The sequence below is a fragment of the Halopseudomonas pachastrellae genome (assembly GCF_900114765.1).
Lineage (GTDB): Bacteria > Pseudomonadota > Gammaproteobacteria > Pseudomonadales > Pseudomonadaceae > Halopseudomonas > Halopseudomonas pachastrellae.
Genome location: NZ_FOUD01000005.1, coordinates 184,300 through 203,239, shown reverse-complemented (window position 1 = coordinate 203,239; position 18,940 = coordinate 184,300). Strand labels below are relative to the sequence as shown.

Annotated in this window: 19 protein-coding genes; 9 read left to right on the top strand and 10 right to left on the bottom strand. The window is 60.9% G+C overall.

What is annotated here, in order from left to right:
- The 8 genes from BM116_RS05730 to rplM all read right to left on the bottom strand — a co-directional run.
- On the bottom strand, positions 1-271 hold a 271-nt coding region (locus BM116_RS05730; protein WP_139222354.1), incomplete at its 3' end, for a transposase.
- Between the two features lie 125 nt (positions 272-396).
- Positions 397-798 carry a ClpXP protease specificity-enhancing factor gene (locus tag BM116_RS05725; protein ID WP_083729427.1) on the bottom strand — a complete coding sequence of 134 codons (402 nt, stop codon included), beginning with the start codon at positions 796-798 and terminating at the stop codon, positions 397-399.
- A gap of 36 nt (positions 799-834) precedes the next feature.
- Positions 835-1,464, bottom strand: a complete 630-nt coding sequence (locus BM116_RS05720) for a glutathione S-transferase N-terminal domain-containing protein (RefSeq protein ID WP_083729413.1) — start codon at positions 1,462-1,464, stop codon at positions 835-837.
- A 159-nt stretch (positions 1,465-1,623) separates the two neighbouring features.
- Complete coding sequence (locus BM116_RS05715; RefSeq protein WP_083729415.1) at positions 1,624-2,412, bottom strand: cytochrome c1; 789 nt, start codon at positions 2,410-2,412, stop codon at positions 1,624-1,626.
- A complete protein-coding gene (locus tag BM116_RS05710) occupies positions 2,412-3,635 on the bottom strand; it encodes a cytochrome b (protein WP_083729417.1) in 1,224 nt (407 codons plus the stop codon). The genes BM116_RS05715 and BM116_RS05710 overlap by 1 nt, the downstream gene beginning before the upstream one ends.
- Positions 3,635-4,228, bottom strand: a complete 594-nt coding sequence (petA, locus tag BM116_RS05705; RefSeq protein ID WP_083729419.1) for a ubiquinol-cytochrome c reductase iron-sulfur subunit — start codon at positions 4,226-4,228, stop codon at positions 3,635-3,637. The genes BM116_RS05710 and petA overlap by 1 nt, the downstream gene beginning before the upstream one ends.
- Positions 4,229-4,492: 264 nt before the next feature.
- Positions 4,493-4,885, bottom strand: coding sequence for a 30S ribosomal protein S9 (rpsI, locus tag BM116_RS05700; protein ID WP_083729421.1), 393 nt, complete (start codon positions 4,883-4,885; stop codon positions 4,493-4,495).
- 10 nt (positions 4,886-4,895) lie between these two features.
- A complete protein-coding gene (rplM, locus tag BM116_RS05695) occupies positions 4,896-5,324 on the bottom strand; it encodes a 50S ribosomal protein L13 (protein WP_083729423.1) in 429 nt (142 codons plus the stop codon).
- Between the two features lie 378 nt (positions 5,325-5,702).
- Between rplM and BM116_RS05690 the strand changes: the two genes are divergently transcribed.
- The gene (locus tag BM116_RS05690; RefSeq protein WP_083729425.1) at positions 5,703-6,743 is read left to right on the top strand and encodes an NADP(H)-dependent aldo-keto reductase; all 1,041 of its coding nucleotides are present in this window, start codon (positions 5,703-5,705) and stop codon (positions 6,741-6,743) included.
- A 127-nt stretch (positions 6,744-6,870) separates the two neighbouring features.
- Positions 6,871-7,878 (top strand): GlxA family transcriptional regulator, encoded by a 1,008-nt coding sequence (locus BM116_RS05685; RefSeq protein WP_083729449.1) that lies wholly within the window; start codon positions 6,871-6,873, stop codon positions 7,876-7,878.
- 9 nt (positions 7,879-7,887) lie between these two features.
- On the opposite strand, the gene zapE is transcribed toward BM116_RS05685, so the two are convergent.
- Positions 7,888-8,979 (bottom strand): cell division protein ZapE, encoded by a 1,092-nt coding sequence (gene zapE / locus BM116_RS05680; protein WP_083729447.1) that lies wholly within the window; start codon positions 8,977-8,979, stop codon positions 7,888-7,890.
- A gap of 64 nt (positions 8,980-9,043) precedes the next feature.
- On the bottom strand, positions 9,044-9,676 hold the full coding sequence (locus BM116_RS05675) for an alpha/beta hydrolase (RefSeq protein ID WP_083729445.1): 633 nt from the start codon (positions 9,674-9,676) through the stop codon (positions 9,044-9,046).
- Between the two features lie 346 nt (positions 9,677-10,022).
- Here BM116_RS05675 and BM116_RS05670 point away from each other — a divergent pair, with 346 nt between their 5' ends.
- The 7 genes from BM116_RS05670 (at position 10,023) to metE (ending at position 18,915) form a co-directional block, all read left to right on the top strand.
- Positions 10,023-10,481, top strand: coding sequence for a Z-ring associated ZapG family protein (locus BM116_RS05670; RefSeq protein WP_083728926.1), 459 nt, complete (start codon positions 10,023-10,025; stop codon positions 10,479-10,481).
- A 39-nt stretch (positions 10,482-10,520) separates the two neighbouring features.
- Positions 10,521-11,657, top strand: coding sequence for an ABC transporter permease (locus BM116_RS05665; RefSeq protein ID WP_083728924.1), 1,137 nt, complete (start codon positions 10,521-10,523; stop codon positions 11,655-11,657).
- Positions 11,654-12,451, top strand: a complete 798-nt coding sequence (locus BM116_RS05660; RefSeq protein ID WP_083728922.1) for an ABC transporter ATP-binding protein — start codon at positions 11,654-11,656, stop codon at positions 12,449-12,451. The genes BM116_RS05665 and BM116_RS05660 overlap by 4 nt, the downstream gene beginning before the upstream one ends.
- 8 nt (positions 12,452-12,459) lie before the next feature.
- Positions 12,460-13,398, top strand: a complete 939-nt coding sequence (locus BM116_RS05655) for an MlaD family protein (RefSeq protein ID WP_083728920.1) — start codon at positions 12,460-12,462, stop codon at positions 13,396-13,398.
- Positions 13,395-14,018, top strand: coding sequence for an ABC-type transport auxiliary lipoprotein family protein (locus BM116_RS05650; RefSeq protein WP_083728918.1), 624 nt, complete (start codon positions 13,395-13,397; stop codon positions 14,016-14,018). The genes BM116_RS05655 and BM116_RS05650 overlap by 4 nt, the downstream gene beginning before the upstream one ends.
- 219 nt (positions 14,019-14,237) lie before the next feature.
- Positions 14,238-16,472 carry a TonB-dependent siderophore receptor gene (locus BM116_RS05645; protein ID WP_083728916.1) on the top strand — a complete coding sequence of 745 codons (2,235 nt, stop codon included), beginning with the start codon at positions 14,238-14,240 and terminating at the stop codon, positions 16,470-16,472.
- A gap of 151 nt (positions 16,473-16,623) precedes the next feature.
- The gene (gene metE, locus BM116_RS05640; RefSeq protein WP_083728914.1) at positions 16,624-18,915 is read left to right on the top strand and encodes a 5-methyltetrahydropteroyltriglutamate--homocysteine S-methyltransferase; all 2,292 of its coding nucleotides are present in this window, start codon (positions 16,624-16,626) and stop codon (positions 18,913-18,915) included.
- Positions 18,916-18,940: the final 25 nt, after the last annotated feature.

Below are 18,940 nucleotides of genomic sequence, written 5' to 3'. Positions count from 1 at the left end.
AGCGATAGGCAACGTTAACCTGAATCTCGCGCATTAACTGTCGTTCGCTGCGCACGCCGAACAGGTAGCCAATAAACAGCATCTTGAACAGAGTGACCGGGTCAATCGCCGGGCGACCGTTGTCAGCACAATACAGGTGCTGGGTGGCAGGACGAATGAACTCGAAATCAATGTGCTGGGCGATCTTGCGCAGCAGATGGTCAGCTGGCACCAGTTCTTCGAGGGTGACCATCTCCAGCGCGTGTTGTTTGGGTGAAGGGGGTTTGAGCATCGGGTTGGCCTGCGATAAACGACAACCCATTAAACAAAAGCCCCCGCCTTTCGGCTAGGGGCTTTGTCAGCAGTCTGAGCCCCGCATTTGCGGGGCTTTTTGTTGGTACTGTTGGCGAGCAAAAATCACTTCACCACTTTCAGCGCCGGCCGGCCGGGTTCTGGCCTGCTCGGAGCGGCATCGTCCTCACCCGGGCCGTCATCTGGCGGCGGCGAGCTGGGCTCCAGCTCAAAGACCATACCTTGCCCATTCTCGCGCGCGTAAATCGCCATTACCGCACCAGCCGGAATCCAGACCTGCTGGGCAACACCACCAAAGCGGCCATCAAAGCAGATACGGTCGTTATCCATATCCAGCTGACGCACCGCACTCGGCGACAGATTGAGCACGATTTGCCCGTCTTCCACAAAACCCGCCGGTACGGCGGTATCCGGATACTCGGCGTTAACCAGCAGGTACGGCGTGCACTGGTTGTCCAGGATCCACTCGTACAGCGCGCGCACCAGATAGGGCCGGCTAGAGTTCATCTCGGTCATGCCTGTCTCCTCAAAGGTTCAGATTGACTATTGCATGTCCCGCTCAGCCGGCGAGAGGCTGGCGATAAAGCCTTCGCGCTGGAATATCCGCTCCATATAGTCTTGCAGTGGCTTGGCCTGCTTGGGCAACTCGACACCGAGCTGCGGCAGACGCCACAAGATGGGTGCGATACAGCAGTCCACCAGACTGAACTCATCGCTCATGAAAAACGGCATTTCAGCGAACACCGGCGCAACGCCGGTCAGACTTTCGCGCAGCTCCTTGCGAGCCCGCGTCACTTCGGCGCTGGCGCTCTTGGGGTCGACAATAATATCGACCAGACGGCACCAATCACGCTGCACGCGGTACATCAGCAGGCGGCTGTTGGCCCGCGCCACCGGGTAGACCGGCAGCAACGGCGGATGCGGGAAACGCTCATCCAGGTATTCCATCATGATGTTGGGCTCGTAGAGCACCAGATCACGATCAAGCAGTGTCGGCACACTGTTATAGGGATTGTTTTCAGCCAGTTCCTGGGGGTAATCACCGGGTTCTACGTCGACCACGTCGACTGTGACCCCCTTCTCCGCCAGTACGATCCGGACCCGATGGCAGTAGTGGTCAAGCGGGTCAGAGAAAAACGCCATGGAGGAACGCTTGTTGGCGGTAACGCCCATATTTCAACCCTCATCCTTTAAAGGACTGCGGCAGGAGCCCTGCATGGCACCCTAAATAAACAAGCGCGGGCAGGCCCGCGCACACGAACGGCCATTATACCCCAGAAACGACTGCGCGCCCGCAAGGGGCGCGCAGTGATCACTCAGGCATACAGGCGATCAATGGACATCACGCCAGTATTCGCGCTTGAGCAGGTAGGCGAACACAAACAGGAAAGCCAGGTACAGCAGCACGTAGACACCGATACGATGACGCTCCAGCTTGATCGGGTCAGCCGAGTAGGCCAGGAAGCTCACCAGGTTACGCACGGTGGTATCAAACTCTTCCTCGGTCTGGGTACCGGTATCCGGCACCACGGTCAGCACATCGCACTGCTCGTCCTTGACGATCTCGCCGCTCAGGGTGTCGCGCATGATGTTGCCGCTCTCATCCTTCACCGGCATGGCCTTACAGCCAATCACCTGGCGCCCCTGCAGCTCGGCCAGCACATTCGGCATGCCCACGTTGGGGAATACCTTGTTGTTGGCGCCCAGCGGGCGAGACGGATCTTCATAGAAGGTACGCAGATAGGTGTACAACCAGTCAGTACCACGCACGCGAGCGACCAGTGTCAGGTCCGGCGGCGCCGCACCAAACCAGGTCTTGGCATCTTCACCGCGCATGCCGTTCTTCATGTGGTCACCGATCAGGGTGCCCTCAGTGAAGACCAGGTTGTCCAGCATCAGCTGCTCGGGAATACCTAGGTCATTAGCCACGCGCTCATAGCGCTGGTACTGAGCCGAGTGGCAACCCATGCAGTAGTTGACGAAGGTACGCGCGCCATCCTGCAGGGCAGCCTTGTCGGTCAGATCGACGTTGGCTTCATCCAGGTGGTAGCCGCTGCCACCAGCGGCCGAGGCCAGTGCCGGTACCAGCGCAAACATCAGGGCAATCAGTTGTTTTTTCATTAGCCAGTAACCCTCTCCGGAACCGGTTTGGTCTTCTCCATCCGGGTGTAGAACGGCATCAGGATGAAGAAGGCGAAATACAGAACGGTGCAAACCTGCGACAGCAAGGTACGACCCGGAGTGGACGGGATAGCACCCAGAACACCCAGAATCACGAAGCAGACGCAGAAGATCACCAGCCACAGCTTGCTCATCCAGCCTTTGTAGCGGATGGAGCGAACCGGGCTACGGTCCAGCCAGGGCAACACAAACAGAATCGCGATCGCAGCACCCATCGCCAGTACGCCCGGGAAGGCAGAACCTGCAATGGACGGAACCGCACGCAGAATTGCGTAGAACGGCGTGAAGTACCATACCGGGGCAATGTGATCCGGCGTCTTCAGCTGGTTGGCGATTTCAAAGTTCGGCTTCTCGAGGAAGTAACCCCCCATCTCCGGGAAGAAGAACACGATGGAGCAGAACACGAACAGGAAGACCACAACGCCAACGATGTCCTTGACGGTGTAGTAAGGGTGGAAGGCGATGCCGTCCAGCGGCTTGCCGTTCTCGTCCTTGTACTTCTTGATATCGATACCGTCCGGGTTGTTGGAGCCGACTTCGTGCAGCGCAATGATGTGCAGCACAACCAGACCCAGCAGCACGATCGGCAGCGCAATCACGTGCAGAGCAAAGAAGCGGTTCAGAGTGATACCGGAGATCAGGAAGTCACCACGCACCCACTGGGCCAGATCCGGACCAATGAACGGAATCGCACCGAACAGCGAGATGATCACCTGGGCACCCCAGTAGGACATCTGCCCCCAGGGCAGCAGGTAGCCCATGAAGGCCTCACCCATCAGCACCAGGTAGATCAGCATACCGAACAGCCAGATCAGCTCACGCGGCTTCTGGTAGGAGCCGTACATCAGGCCACGCAGCATGTGCAGGTAGATAACGACGAAGAACGCAGAGGCGCCGGTGGAGTGCAGATAACGCAGCAGCCAGCCGTACTCGACATCACGCATGATGTACTCGACAGAGGCGAACGCGCCATCGGCAGACGGCTCGTAGCTCATGGTCAGCCAGATACCGGTTACCAGCTGGTTAACCAGCACCAGCATGGCCAGCGAGCCAAAGAAGTAGAAGAAGTTGAAGTTCTTGGGAGCGTAGTATTTGGTCAGGTGATCTTCCATCACCTGAGTGACGGACATCCGCTCATTCACCCACTGCATCAGTTTGTTCATCAGGCGCTCTCCTGATCCACGCCGATCACGATCACGTCATCAGTCTCGTAAGAATAAGGCGGTACCGGCAGGTTCAGAGGCGCAGGCTGCCCCTTGTGGACACGACCGGACATGTCGTAGTGGGAGCCGTGACAAGGGCAGAAGTAGCCGCCTTTCCAGTCAGCGCCCATGTCGGCAGCAGCCACTTCCGGCTTGAACAGCGGAGAGCAGCCCAGGTGGGTGCACACGCCCATGACAACCAGGAACTCCGGTTTGATGGCGCGGGTCTTACCGTCCACGTACTCCGGCTGGTTGGAAGCAGCGGATTGCGGGTCCGCCACGATGGAGTCGGTCTCATCCAGCAGAGCGAGGGCTTCGGGCGAGCGGTGGGAGACGAACACGGGCTGACCGCGCCATTCCACTACAATCTGCTGCCCCAGCTCGATCTTGCTGATATTTACCTTCACCGGCGCACCAGCCGCCTTGGCTCGGGCGCTGGGGAACCAAGCCCCCACAAAGGGGGTTGCTGCCCCCACTGCTCCGGCGGCACCTACCACACTCGTGGCTGCCACCAGGAAGCGACGCCGGCCATTATTCACGCCGTCATTACTCATCCAGTCGTCTCCCATCAGCTAATTTCTGACCTTTTTACAAGGCCTTTTCAAAGTTGAACAGCCTGCACAAAATGAATCAGATGGTAATGAAAAACCCCTTTTTTGACAAGGTGATATCCCACTCCCAAGAAGGCCGACACTATACCGAATTCCCCGCCATTCAGGGACTTGCAAACAAGAATAGTCGACGCGACATCTTGCCGCAGACACGAAAACGCCCGGCACTCCTTCCGGAGCCCGGGCGTTTTGCAGCGCAATCGAAGATTAACGCTTGGAGTATTGCGGACGCTTACGCGCTTTACGCAGACCCACTTTCTTACGCTCAACTTCACGAGCGTCACGGGTGACGTAGCCCGCTTTACGCAGTTCGCTGCGCAGAGTCTCGTCGTACTCCATCAGGGCACGGGTGATACCGTGACGGATGGCGCCAGCCTGACCGGAGATACCACCACCGCTGACAGTGACGTATACGTCAAACTTCTCGGTGCTCTCGGTCAGCTCAAGCGGCTGACGGACAACCATGCGAGCGGTCTCGCGGCCGAAGAAGTTCTCCAGGCTGCGATTGTTGATGGAGATATTGCCAGAACCCGGACGCAGGAATACGCGAGCGGTGGCAGTTTTACGACGGCCAGTGCCGTAGTTTTGTGTCGCCGACATGGTGAACTCCTTAGATCTTCAGTTCTTGGGGCTGTTGTGCAGCATGCGGATGAGCGGTGCCTTTGTACACCTTCATCTTGCGATACATTGCACGACCCAGGGGGTTCTTCGGCAACATGCCTTTGACGGCAGATTCGATCACACGCTCAGGAGCGCGCTGGATCAGCTTCTCAAAGTTGATCGACTTGATGCCGCCCGGGAAACCGGAGTGGCTGTAGTAGATCTTGTCCTGAACCTTGTTACCGGTTACGTGAACTTTCTCGGCATTAATAATGACGATGTAGTCACCGGTATCAACGTGCGGGGTGTATTCGGGCTTGTGCTTACCGCGCAGACGCGAGGCAACTTCGGTAGCCAGGCGACCCAGGGTCAGACCTTCGGCATCCACGACGTACCAGTCGCGTTTTACGGTTTCAGGTTTTGCGCTGAAAGTTTTCATCAATCCTAGCCTCAGAGGCCGCCTTAATAAGAAGACGGCGAATCTTACAGAACGAAATGTGTTTTTACAAGACAACAAAGCCTAGAACAGACACTCAGTGGGGGCTGCGTGGGTCTGGGTGGCATCTGTGCTGTAACAACAACGACAGGCTAGGCATCCTGTCGAGAGTGCGCGGCATTATGCCAATCGGCTGAAAAAATTCAACCTTTATTTCACTCGCCAGCGTGATCGCAGCGTCCCCGCCAGACACTATTCCAATACGCGGGCGCAGGGCGCAAGATCGGTTGAATGTCGGCGTTCAGCACCCAATAACAGAACAATCGCGCAAAACACCAGTCCAGATAAGCAAGCATCCCAAGGCAATCCAAGGAGCACCCAATGCAATACCGCCCTCTCGGCCGCAGCAACCTTAAGGTCAGCGCCCTCTGCCTCGGCACCATGACCTGGGGTGAACAGAACACGCAGCAGGAAGCCTTCGCCCAGATTGACCGCGCCCGCGATGCCGGGGTCAACTTCATCGACACCGCCGAGATGTACCCGGTACCGCCCAAGGGCGACACCTACGGCGCCACCGAAACCATCATCGGCAACTTCTTTGCCCAGCGCGGCGAGCGCGACAAGTGGATTCTGGCCAGCAAAATAGCCGGCCCGGGCAACGGCATGAGCTACCTGCGTGACGGGCGGACCCGCTTCACCAAGACCCATATCAATGAAGCCATTGACGGCAGCCTCAAGCGCCTGCAAACCGATTACGTCGACCTGTACCAGTTGCACTGGCCCGACCGCGAAACCAACTTTTTCGGGCAACTGGGCTACCGCCACAACCCGGACGATGAGCTGACCGCCTTCGAAGACACACTGGAAGCGCTGGACGGCCTGGTCAAGGCGGGCAAGGTCCGGCACATCGGACTGTCCAATGAGACCCCGTGGGGCGTCAGCCGGTTTCTGCACCTAGCCGACAGCCGTGGCTGGCCGCGCATGGCCTCCATTCAGAACCCCTACAACCTGCTCAACCGCACCTACGAGGTTGGCCTGGCGGAAATGTCGATGCGCGAGCAGATCGGCCTGCTGGCCTACTCACCGCTGGCCTTTGGCGCATTGACCGGCAAATACCTCAACGGTCTGCGTCCGGAAAAGGCGCGCCTGACGCTGTATGAGCGCTTCGTACGCTACAGCAACCCGCAGGCCCAGAAAGCCTGCGCGCGTTACGTGCAACTGGCCCGCGACCACGGCATGGACCCGGCCCAGATGGCGCTGGCCTTTGTCACCCGCCAACCCTTTGTTACCAGCAACATCATCGGCGCGACCAACATGGACCAGCTCAACCGCAACCTGAGCAGCATCAACATGGGCCTGACCGACAGCGTGCTCAAGGCGATTGCCGAAATCCACCAGAGCCAGCCCAACCCCGCCCCCTGACCCTCCCTCCGGGCGCCCGTCACGGGCGCCCCTCGCCACAACACTTGACCCCGCCCTGCCGACCGATAGACACTGCAAAACGCCATTTCGGCCAGTTCTGTCCGTTCTACCCCATAAAGATAACAATATGCCCAACAGCACCCTGCGCCAGGTGGCGATCCTCGCGACCGACCACACCATCTCCTCGACCCTGACCCAGGCCAAAGACTTCTTTTATATGGCCAGCCTGAATACCGGGCGGCAGCAGGGGCTGGGGCTAGCACCCGGTTTCGATACCTTGATCGTCTCAACTGACGGCAAGCCGGTGACCAGCTTCAGTGGTGACCCGATCATCGCCCAGGCCAGCATCGAAGAGATTGAGCCACAGCTGATCATCCTGCCGGCGTTCTGGGCCGACTTTGACAGCCTGCAGCAAAGCTACCCGCAATTACTGCCGTGGCTGAGACAGCAATATGAGAAGGGCGTATTGATCGGCGCCGTGGCAACCGGTGCATTTTGGCTGGCCGCCGCCGGCCTGCTGGACGGCAAGGAAGCCACTACCTACTGGCGCTTCCATGACGAGTTCGCCCGGCGCTTCCCCGCGGTGGACCTGCGCCGCGACAAGCACCTGACCGACGCCGGGCAGTCGCTGTGCGCAGCCGGCATCAGCTCGGGGCGCGATCTGTTCGTGCACCTGGCGGAGCGCCTGTGCAGCCCAGAGGTATCACGCACGCTGGCGCGCGATGTGTTCTATGAAGTGCAACGCAGCTACACTCCCGGCGTCATCGGCTTCGGCGGTCAGAAAATGCACCAGGACATGGCAATACTGCAGATCCAGCAGTGGCTGGAGCAGCATTTTGCGGAGAAGTTTCGCTTTGAGGATGTCGCCAGCCGCCACGGCATGAGCATTCGCAACTTCATGCGTCGCTTCCATCAGGCTACCGGCGACAAGCCGCTGCACTACCTGCAGCGACTGCGGATCGAGATGGCCAAAACCCTGCTGGTTACCGGCACCCAGAGCATCAAGACCATCAGCTACGACATCGGCTACGACGATGCCAGCTTCTTCGCCCGTCTGTTTCGCCAGCACACCGGGCTGTCACCCAATGCCTTTCGCCGCTCGCATCTGCAAAGCGGCCGCGCCTCAGCGGAGTGAGTGCCTGGCTCAGGGTTTGTGCGGCCGCGCCAAAAACTCGTGGGACTGCATTTCCAGCAGACGGCTCAAGGTGCGCTGGAATTCAAACTCCAGCCGCCCGCCGGCGTACAGATCCTTGAGCGGCACTTCAGCCGAGATGATCAGCTTGACGTTGCGGTCGTAGAACTCGTCCACCAAGTTGATAAAGCGCCGCGCCATATCATCCTTGGCCACGTTCATCTGCTCGACATTGGCGATCAGCACCGCGTGGAACACCCGGCCCAGCTCGATGTAGTCGTTCTGGCTGCGCGGACCGTCGCACAGGGCGCGAAACTCGAACCAGGCCACATCCTCACAGACTCGCAGCGACTGGATCGGGCGATTCTCGATGATCAGGGCTTCGTTTTCACTGACGCTGGCCAGATCAGGCACCAGACTCTCAAAGCTGCGCCGCAGGCTGGCGTCCGCCTCGCAGTCGAGCGGGTAGTGATAGAGTTCGGCCTGCTCCAGCGCCCGCAGGCGGTAGTCCACGCCGTTATCCACGTTGACCACCTCAGTGCAGCTGTTCAGCAGCGCAATCGCCGGCAGAAAACGCGCGCGCTGCAGGCCGTCCTTGTACAGACCGTCGGGCACGATATTGGAGGTAGCCACCAGGGTTACGCCCTGGGCAAACAGCTCTTCCATCAGGCTGCCCAGAATCATCGCATCGGTAATATCAGAGACGAAGAACTCGTCGAAACAGATCACCCGCGCCTCGCCGGCAAAGCGCTCGGCAATCAGTTTGAGCGGGTTCTTCTGCCCCTTGAGCCCTTTCAGCTCATGGTGCACGCGCTGCATGAAGCGGTGAAAGTGCGTGCGCATCTTGCGGTCAAAGGGCAAGGCGTCATAGAAGGTGTCGACCAGATAGGTCTTGCCGCGCCCCACGCCACCCCAGAAATACAGCCCTTTAACAGGCTCCGGCTTGCGTTTGCGCAGACGATCAAGCAGGCCCGGCCGGGTCTGGTCGCTGGCAATCAGCTCGTCGTACAGACGCTGCAGATGCCTGACCGCCCGTTCCTGGGCAGGATCATGAAAGAAATCGGGACGCTGGAGGTCCGCCTTGTATCGTTCCAGGGGAGACATGCGCGAGACACCAATAGGGGCAAACGGGGGCCGATACTCTAACGCCAGCACCGCCCCTTGGCAATCAAGCCTCTGCAGCCAGAACCCGCTCCACCTCGGCCTTCAGCGGCACCAGCTTGCCGTGGAAGAAATGACCGGTGTCGGCAAAGCGAACCACCTCGGCGTCCTGTTCGTCGGCAAAGGCGGCGTAAACGGCCTGCGGCGCGACCACATCGTCGGCCTCGCCCATCATCACACTGACCGGGCCAGCCAGCGGTTTGAGCAAATGAAAAGCCTGCTTTTCTACCGAAGGGGCGACCAGCACCAGGCGCTGCGGCCACTGCTCCAGTCGCGAGGCTGCAGCGGCTGCAACGTAGCCGCCAAAGGAGAAGCCCAGCAGCCAGAGCTCGCGTACTGCAAGATTGTTCTGTGCCCAATCAAGCACCGCCAGGCAGTCATCCACTTCACCATTGCCGTAATCATGCTCCCCGGCGCTGGCCCCGACCCCACGGAAATTAAAGCGCAAGGTACTGGCGCCCAGATCGCGGGCCGTGCGCATCAAGGTGTGCACCACCTTGTTCTGCATAGTGCCGCCCTGGATCGGATTGGGGTGGCAAATGACCGCCAGCACGCCCTCGCGCTCCCCCTCGGTCAGAACAGCCTCCAACGGGCCCGCCGGGCCGTCGATCATCAGACTTTGTTCGCCAGCTCGACTCATTCGGGATACTCCGTGACTGCAATGCGTGACCGGGCGTCGCACCAGCGGAACCTGCCGAAGGCGCAACACTCAAAAGCCGTATTCTGGCCTTTGCGTCTTTGCCCTGACAAGCTGGCAGTCATACCGCTGTTCAGGCTGAGCAACGTGGTCGCAGCCATTAGAGCTGTCGCCAACCAACGCGGCACGCCTGCGGGGCAAACCAGCGCTAGCGACCGGTTTAAACGCAACGCGCCAATTCAGGCAGAATTTCAACGGCCTGCTGGCCTTGCCAGCTAAAACTGTTTACCGTAAGCCAAAGCAAGGTGCACTGCCCTGAACGCACCAACCGATAGATGAGGGACCCAAAGTGGAAGCAAGCGAGAACCTGTGGATTGCAACAGCCGTCGCGCTGGCAGTCGGAATTGTTATCGGCATCGTACTGGCTCAGGTGTCACGTCGCGTCAGTGGCGGCACCAGCGGCAGCGCTCAGGCCCAGCTCGAAAGCCTGCAGCTGCGCTTTGAAGAGTATCAGCAAGAAGTCGCCACCCACTTCAAGACCACCGCCACCCTGGCCAGTCGCCTGAACCGCAGCTATCAGGACATCCAGGAGCACCTGACCCACGGCGCAATGGAGCTGGCCCCGGACGACATGACCCGCCAACGCCTGCTGGCAGCGCTAGACCAGGAAGGCGGCACCGTTGGCGAGAGCCGCAACCGCAAGGACCCGGCCTTCGACTCGCTGGAGCCGCCGCGCGACTACGCGCCGAAAGAAGCCAACGGCCCGGGCACCCTGTCCGAGGACTTCGGCATCAAGCGCAAATCCTGATGCAACGGCCCGCGTCCTGAACCGACGCGGGCCAACACCATGCCCCACGCCGACACCTCCTCCTTTATCCAGACAACCGACAACGGCAGCGCTTTGCGCCTTGCCGGCGACTGGACATTGGCCAACTACAGCGCCTTGCGCGCGCAGTTGAGCGACCTTTCCAGCGCCCCTGACAACGCAGCCGACGTAGACGTCAGCGCCATCACCAGCATGGACACAGCCGGCGGTCAGCTACTGGCCGATCTGCTCGGGCACAGCCGCCTGCAGCAACTGGTGGAACAGGACCAATCGCTTTCCAGCGAGCGTCGTGCCCTGCTGCAGCGCCTGGCGGACATTCAGCCCGAGCCGGACCCCGAGCCCGGCCCCGAGCTCAACCCGGTAGTGATTCTGCTGGAGCGTATCGGCGCCAAGATGCAGGTACTCGCGGCGGATCTGCGCGAACTGCTCGGCTTTATCGGCCTGACTCTAAGCGGCCTGCTCGGCAACCTGCTGCGCCCGGCGCGCTGGCGTCTGACCGCCGTTGCGGCCCAGATTGAACAGACCGGGATCGATGCCATCCCCATCGTGGCCCTGCTGACCTTTATGGTTGGTGCGGTCATCGCCTTTTTGGGCGCTACTGTGCTGCAGACCTTTGGCGCGGCCATTTTCACCGTTGACCTGGTGGCCTTCTCCTTCTTGCGCGAGTTTGGCGTGCTGCTGACGGCCATCCTGATGGCCGGGCGCACCGCCAGTGCCTTCACCGCCCAGATCGGCTCCATGAAAGCCAATGAAGAGATCGACGCTATCCGCGCGCTCGGCCTTAACCCGCTGGAGCTGCTGGTGCTGCCGCGCGTCATCGCGCTGCTGATCACCCTGCCGGCGCTGACCTTTATCGCCATGCTCTCGGGTTTGCTGGGCGGCGCCATGGTCTGCGCCTTCAGCCTGCACATCTCCCCCACCATGTTCATCAGCATGCTGCAGGAGAACGTTGAGGTGCAGCACTTTTTGCTGGGCCTGGCCAAGGCGCCGGTGTTTGCCTTTCTGATCGCGGTGATCGGCTGCATGGAAGGCTTCAAGGTGTCCGGCAGCGCCGAATCGGTCGGTGAACACACCACCTCCAGCGTCGTGCAGTGCATCTTCGTGGTGATTCTGGTCGATGCCCTGGCGGCCCTGTTCTACATGGAGATGGGCTGGTGAGCACAGACAGGACTACAACCCCGGTAGTGGAGGTGCGCGGGCTGGTTAACCGCTTTGGCAGCCAGACCGTACACGACAACCTGGATCTGGATATTCTGCCGCGCGAGGTACTCGGCGTGGTCGGCGGCTCAGGTACCGGCAAGTCGGTATTGCTGCGCTCAATCGTTGGCCTGCGGCGTCCAAACGCAGGGTCGGTCAAGGTGTTTGGCAAAGACCTGCAGACGCTGTCGCCCCAGGCCCGCTCGGAACAGGAGCGGCGCTTTGGCGTACTGTTCCAGTCCGGTGCCCTGTTCTCGTCACTGACCGTGGTCGAGAACATCGCCCTGCCGCTGATTGAGCATGCCGGCCTGCCCCGCGAAGACGCCGAACACCTGGCACGCATGAAGATCGCGCTGACCGGGCTGCCCCCGGGCGCCGGAGACAAGTACCCGTCGATGCTCTCCGGCGGCATGGTCAAGCGCGCCGCGCTGGCCCGCGCCCTGGCGCTGGACCCGGACATTCTGTTTCTTGATGAGCCGACCGCCGGCCTCGACCCGATTGGCGCCGCCGCCTTTGACCAGTTGATCCGCACCCTGTGCGATGCGCTGGGGCTGAGCGTCTTTCTGGTAACTCACGATCTCGATACCCTGTATGCCATCTGCGACCGGGTAGCGGTACTGTCGCAAAAACGCGTACTGATCGCCGACACCCTGGAACGCGTTGCCGACACCCGCGACGCCTGGATTCAGGACTACTTTCACGGGCCGCGCGGTCGCGCCGCCGCCTATCAGCAACCTACCCCGGCCAAGGAGTAAGCCTGTCCATGGAAACCCGAGCCAATCATGTGCTGATCGGCCTGTTCACCGTCCTCGCGACGCTGGCCTCCATTATTTTCGCCATCTGGCTGAGCAGCGCCAGCACCAGCAGCGAACAGAACTACTACACCGTGGTGTTCAAGCAGGCGGTAACCGGCCTTTCGCGCGGCAGTGCGGTGCAGTTCAGCGGTATCCGTATTGGCGAGATCACCGAACTGAGTCTGGATCACGATGATCCGCGCATCGTTCGCGCACGCATCCTGATCGACGCCGACGTGCCAATCAAACAGGACACCAAAGCGCGCCTGTCCTTCACCGGCATCACCGGCAACTCGGTGATCGAGCTGACTCACAACGACCCGAACAGCCCGCCGCTCACCGCAAAACGCGGCGAAGACCCGGTCATCTACGCAACACCTTCGCCACTGGCCAGCCTGCTGAGCAACGGCGAAGACCTGATGACCAACATCAACAAACTGGTGGTCAATGCCGGCGACGTGCTGTCGGAGAACAACGTCAGACACCTCAGCGAAACCCTCGAAGGTCTGAACCAGGCCACCCAGAGCATCGCTGACCCCAACGGCAACCTGCAGCAACTGATCGCCGAGTTGCGCAGCACCAGCGAGGCCGCTACCCAGACGCTGGAGAACAGCAGCCGGCTGATTGCCGATGCCGATCAGTTGCTCAATCAGGAAGGCGCCCAGACCCTGCAGAGCGCCCGCCAGACCATGGCGTCGGTGGCCGATACCAGTGCCCAGCTGGAGCAGATTCTCAGCGAGAACCGCTACGCCCTGAAAAGCGGCATGCAGGGCCTTGGCCAGCTCGACCCGGCAATCAACGAACTGCGCGACACCCTGGCCGAGCTGCGCAACCTTACCCGCCGCCTGCAGGACGACCCTGCACGTTTTCTGCTGGGGCGTGACCAGCGACAGGAGTTCCAGCCATGACCATTCGCCATCTGACCGCCGGCCTGCTGCTGGCCAGCGCGCTGTCAGCCTGCACCGTGCTGCCCGACCGCGAGCCGCTGACCTTTTACCAATTGCCCACGCCTGATCTGGCACCGCACAGTGGCGCCCCCCTGCCGCTGGCCCTGCGCATCATCACGCCGTCCAGCAGCAACGCGCTGCAGACAATTCGCATTCTGGTCTCGCCCGACGGCAACACCCTGAGCAGCTACCAGGGCGCGCGCTGGGCCGACCCCAACCCCAACCTGCTGCGCGAACAGCTGGTCCAGGCATTTGAACAGGATGGCAGCTTCAGCGCCGTCAGCACCGAGACCCAATCCCTGCAGGCAGACGTTCACCTGATGAGCGACTTGCGCGAGTTTCAGACCCGCTATCAGGGCGAACAGGCCAGCGTGGTCATCGAACTGGACGCCAAGCTGATCGACCCGAGTACCCGCGCAGTGCTCGCGGCCAAGCGCTTCAGCATCCAGCAGCCGCTTGAGGACACTGCCATTGAATCGGTGGTTAACCACTTCGGCACGGCCAGCGAGCAACTGGCCAGCGAGCTGCTTGCCTGGAGCCGCAGTGCGCTGGGCGACTTCGAGCCGCTGCGTATTCAGTAACGTCTACGGCGCCAGCCAGGCGCCCGACCATCCAGGTTATCCCCCCCTTCCTTGTGGCCTGAGCGCTGAGCAGGCCACACCGCCACCCCGTCTTATCCCCTCTGGCAGAAACAGCTTGCGAGACAGTTTGCTTTACTGTTTTTACACAAATAGAATGCAAATCCTTATCATTAAGACTAACCCGTTTTTGCCAACCCTCGACATTCAGGACCCTCCTCCATGTCTGCACTCCCCGTCGCTCGTACTGCCTCGCCCAAAGCCAGGTCAACCAACGCTCTGCGCCCGCTCGCCATCACAGTCCACCTGCTTGCCGCCGGTACCGCGCTGACCAGCCTGCCGGCGTTGGCGCAGCAGGCCAGCCCAGACCAGCCTACCGAGCTCGCGCCACTGACCGTGACCGGCCAGGGCGAACGTCGCACCACAACCGAAGGCAGCGAGTCCTACACTGCCGAAGCGGCCCGCACCGCGACCCCGCTGAGTCTGTCACTGCGCGAAACCCCGCAGTCGGTCAGCGTGGTAACCCGGCAGCGCATTGAAGATCAGGACATGCAGAACATTCTCGATGTGGTCAACAACGCCACCGGTGTATCTGTAAACCGCTACGAGACCACTCGCGCCCAGTTCAACGCGCGCGGCTTTGCCATCAACGCACTGATGATCGACGGCGTGCCCACTATCTGGGAGCAACCCTGGAGCTCGGGCGAAATATTCAGCAGCCTGGCCATGTACGACCGAGTAGAGGTTGTGCGCGGAGCCAACGGCCTGATGACCGGCTCAGGCGACCCGTCAGCCTCACTGAACCTGGCCCGCAAGCGCGCCAGCAGCCGCGATCTGACCGGCTCGGTTGAGCTGAGCGCCGGCACCTGGGATACCTACAGCACCCTCGGCGATGTCTCCTTTGCGCTGAATGACGCTGGCACGGTGCGTGGCCGCCTCGTTGGGGAGTATCAGGATGGCGACAGCTGGATCGACATGCATGCCAACCAGACCGAGACCCTGTACGGCACCATGGATGTCGACCTGAGCGAGGAAACCACGCTGTGGTTTGGCCTTAGCCGCCAGGAAAACACCTCCGACTCGCCCATGTGGGGCGCGCTGCCGATCTGGTATGCCGACGGCTCGCGCACCGACTGGAGTCGCTCCAAGACCACCTCCGCCGACTGGAGCAAGTGGGACACCAGCTACGACACCTACTTCGTCAATCTTGATCACGAGCTGGGCAACGGCTGGCAGCTCAACTTGAGCTACAACCGCGGCGAGCGCGAGGCTGACTCCTACCTGCTCTATCTGTATGGAAATCCCGGCCGCAACGGCAGCTCGCCAATGAGCGCCATGGCCGGCTCCTACAACGTCAACACCGTTCAAGACGATTACAGCGTGCGCTTCAGCGGCCCTGTCTCCCTGTTCAACCGCGACCATGAAGTGGCTTTCGGCTACATCTACAGCAAGCAGGACTTCGACGCCGACTCACGGGCAGTACTGGCCGGCTCACCCACCGTACCCGACTTTGATGCCTACGACGGCGATCACCCGGCACCGACCTGGTCCGGCCTGACGCCTTACGGCTCCGGCGAGACTATCCAAAAGGGCTACTACGGGGTCACCCGCCTGAACCTCACCGATGACCTCAAGGTGATTCTCGGTGCACGCGTCAGCGATTACGAGAAAACCGAGTTCGACTACCTCCGCGATACCCTCTCGACACTGGATGTGCACGGTGAAGTCACACCTTATGCCGGTATCATCTACGACCTGAGCAACACCCTGTCGGCCTATGCCAGCTATACCGATGTATTCCAGCCCCAGTCAGAGAAGAACGCTAGCAACCAGCAGCTGCAGCCGATCGTCGGCGAAAGCTACGAAATGGGCCTGAAGGGCGAGTTCTACGACGGCGCGCTGAATGCCTCTGCCGCCATCTTCCAGATCAAGCAGGACAACCTGGGCTCAAACACCGGCGTGCGCATTGACCCGGCAGAACCGGCACTGGGCTTTGCCTACGTCGAGAGCGAGGCCGTCAGCAAGGGCTTCGAGCTGGAAGTATCCGGCGAGATCATGCCCGGCTGGAATCTGAGCGCCGGCTACACCCAGTTTGAGGTGGAAGACGGTAACGGCGACGACACCAACACCCTCTACCCGACCAAACTGCTGCGCACCTTCACCACCTACCGCTTTGCCGGCGACTGGAGCCGCTTGACCATTGGCGGCGGTGTGAATTGGCAAGACAGCATCTACACCTACGCAACCAACCCGTCCAACCAACAGGAGAAGATCCAGCAGGACGCCTACGCGCTGGTCAACCTGATGGCCCGCTACGACATCACCGACAACCTGTCGGCGCAGATCAACGCCAACAACGTCACGGATGAAAAATACTTCGACATCTTCGACGCGTACGGCGCACTGACCTATGGCGCACCGCGTAGCGTGACAGCAACGGCCAAATACCGTTTCTGAGCCCTTTGGCCCCTGTCGCCTGCCCATCACGGGCGGCGGGGGTTACACCTAACATGAGTACACCTCATCAACATCTGAATAAACATCAATTTTAACAATTCACCCACCACCCTAGCATGCCCCTGTACCCACTCACCGACAGAGGCAGCACATGGCACGTATCCACAACCTGGGGTTCCCCCGCATCGGCGCTCGCCGAGAACTGAAATTCGCTCTTGAGTCCTACTGGAAAGGCCAGTCATCCCGCGAGGAGCTGACAGCGACCGCAGCCGCCCTGCGCCAGCGTCATTGGGCCCAGCAGGCCGGGCTGGACCTGGTACCGGTGGGCGACTTTTCCTTCTACGATCAGGTCCTGGACATGAGCTTTACCCTGGGCAACCTGCCCGAGCGGGTACGCGACTTCCGTGGCGATGAGCTGGACAACTACTTCCGCGTGGCCCGTGGCCGCTCTGCTCAATCAGCCGAGGAGCACACCCAGTGCTGCGGCGGCGTTGCCGCCGGCGAGATGACCAAGTGGTTCGACACCAACTACCACTACATTGTCCCGGAGTTCACACAGGACACCGCCTTCACCCTGAACGCCTCTCGTCTGATCGAACAGCTGCGCGAGGCCAAGGCGCAGAATGTGGCCGCCAAACCGGTGATCATCGGTCCGCTCACCTATCTGGCGCTTGGTAAGGAAAAGGACGACAGCGACCGCTTTGATCTGCTCGCGCGCCTGCTGCCGGTTTATCTTGAGCTACTAAACGCGCTGGCTGCCGAAGGTGTGGAATGGGTACAAGTCGACGAGCCGATCCTGGTCACCGAATTGCCCAGCGGCCTGGATGCGGCCTTCGAGCAGGCCTACCACGCGCTGGCTGCCGTGCCAGTCAAACTCCTGCTGGCCACCTACTTCGGTCGCCTGCAGGAAAACCTGTCTCTGGTCACCCGCCTGCCGGTTGCCGGCGTGCACCTGGACGCGGTTAACGCAGCCGACGAGGTTGCAGCGCTGGCCGCGCAACTACCACAGGACAGCGTGCTGTCCCTTGGCGTGATCAACGGCCGCAATATCTGGAAGACCGACCTGAACGCCACGCTGCAATGGCTGACGCCGCTTGCAACAGCGCGGGGAGAACGCCTGTGGGTTGCCCCCTCCTGCTCCTTGCTGCACGTGCCAGTGGACCTGGCCAGCGAACAGACGCTGGACACGGAAATCGCCAGCTGGCTGGCCTTTGCCCTGCAAAAGCTGGACGAGTTGCGCATTCTTGGCGCAGCGCTGAATCAGGGCCGCAACAGCGGGGCCAGAGAGCTTGCTGACAATCAGGCCGCCATAGACAGTCGCCGCCAGTCGCCGCGCGTCACCAACCCGGCCGTACAGGCCGCGGTAGCCACAATCACCAGCAGCCTGGGCCAGCGCCGCAGCCCCTACGCCGAGCGCGCGGCCAGACAGTCTGCCCTGCTCAAGCTGCCGCTGTTTCCGACCACCACCATCGGCTCCTTTCCGCAGACCGCCGACATCCGCCAGGCACGCCGTCAATTCAAGTCAGGCGAGCTGGATCAGGCCAGCTACACGCAGGCCATGCAGGCCGAGATTGCCCACTGCGTACGCGAGCAGGAGGCCCTGAGGCTAGACGTGCTGGTGCACGGCGAGCCCGAGCGCAACGACATGGTCGAGTACTTTGGTGAACAGCTCGACGGCTATGCCTTCAGCCAGTTCGGCTGGGTGCAGTCCTACGGCTCGCGCTGCGTCAAACCGCCGATTCTGTTTGGTGACATCAGCCGTCCACAGCCGATGACCGTTGCCTGGTCCACCTATGCCCAGTCACTGACCGACAAGCCGATGAAGGGCATGCTGACCGGCCCGGTGACTATCCTCAACTGGTCCTTCGTGCGTGACGACCAGCCGCGTTCGGCCAGCTGTCTGCAACTGGCGCTGGCGATTCGGCAAGAGGTACAAGATCTGGAAAAGGCCGGCGTGCGCATTATTCAGATCGACGAAGCCGCTCTGCGCGAGGGCCTGCCGCTGCGCCGTGCGCAATGGCAGACGTATCTGGACTGGGCTGTGGAGTCGTTTCGTATCAGCGCCAACGGCGTCGCCGATGAAACCCAGATTCATACCCACATGTGCTATTCGGAGTTCAACGACATCATCGAGTCGATCGCCGCCATGGATGCCGACGTGATCACCATCGAAACGTCGCGCTCGGACATGGAGCTGCTGGATGCCTTCAAGCACTTCGAGTATCCGAACGAGATCGGCCCCGGCGTGTACGACATTCATTCGCCGAACATTCCGACGCAGGAGTACATGGTCAAGCTGATGCAGCTGGCTGCCGAACGTGTACCGGCGCAGCGCCTCTGGGTCAACCCGGACTGTGGCCTAAAAACCCGCCAATGGGCTGAAGTAAGGCCAGCGCTGGCCAACATGGTGGCAGCCGCTCGGGCACTACGCGCCACACTGTGAGTCCAAGCAAGGCCGGGACAGCAAT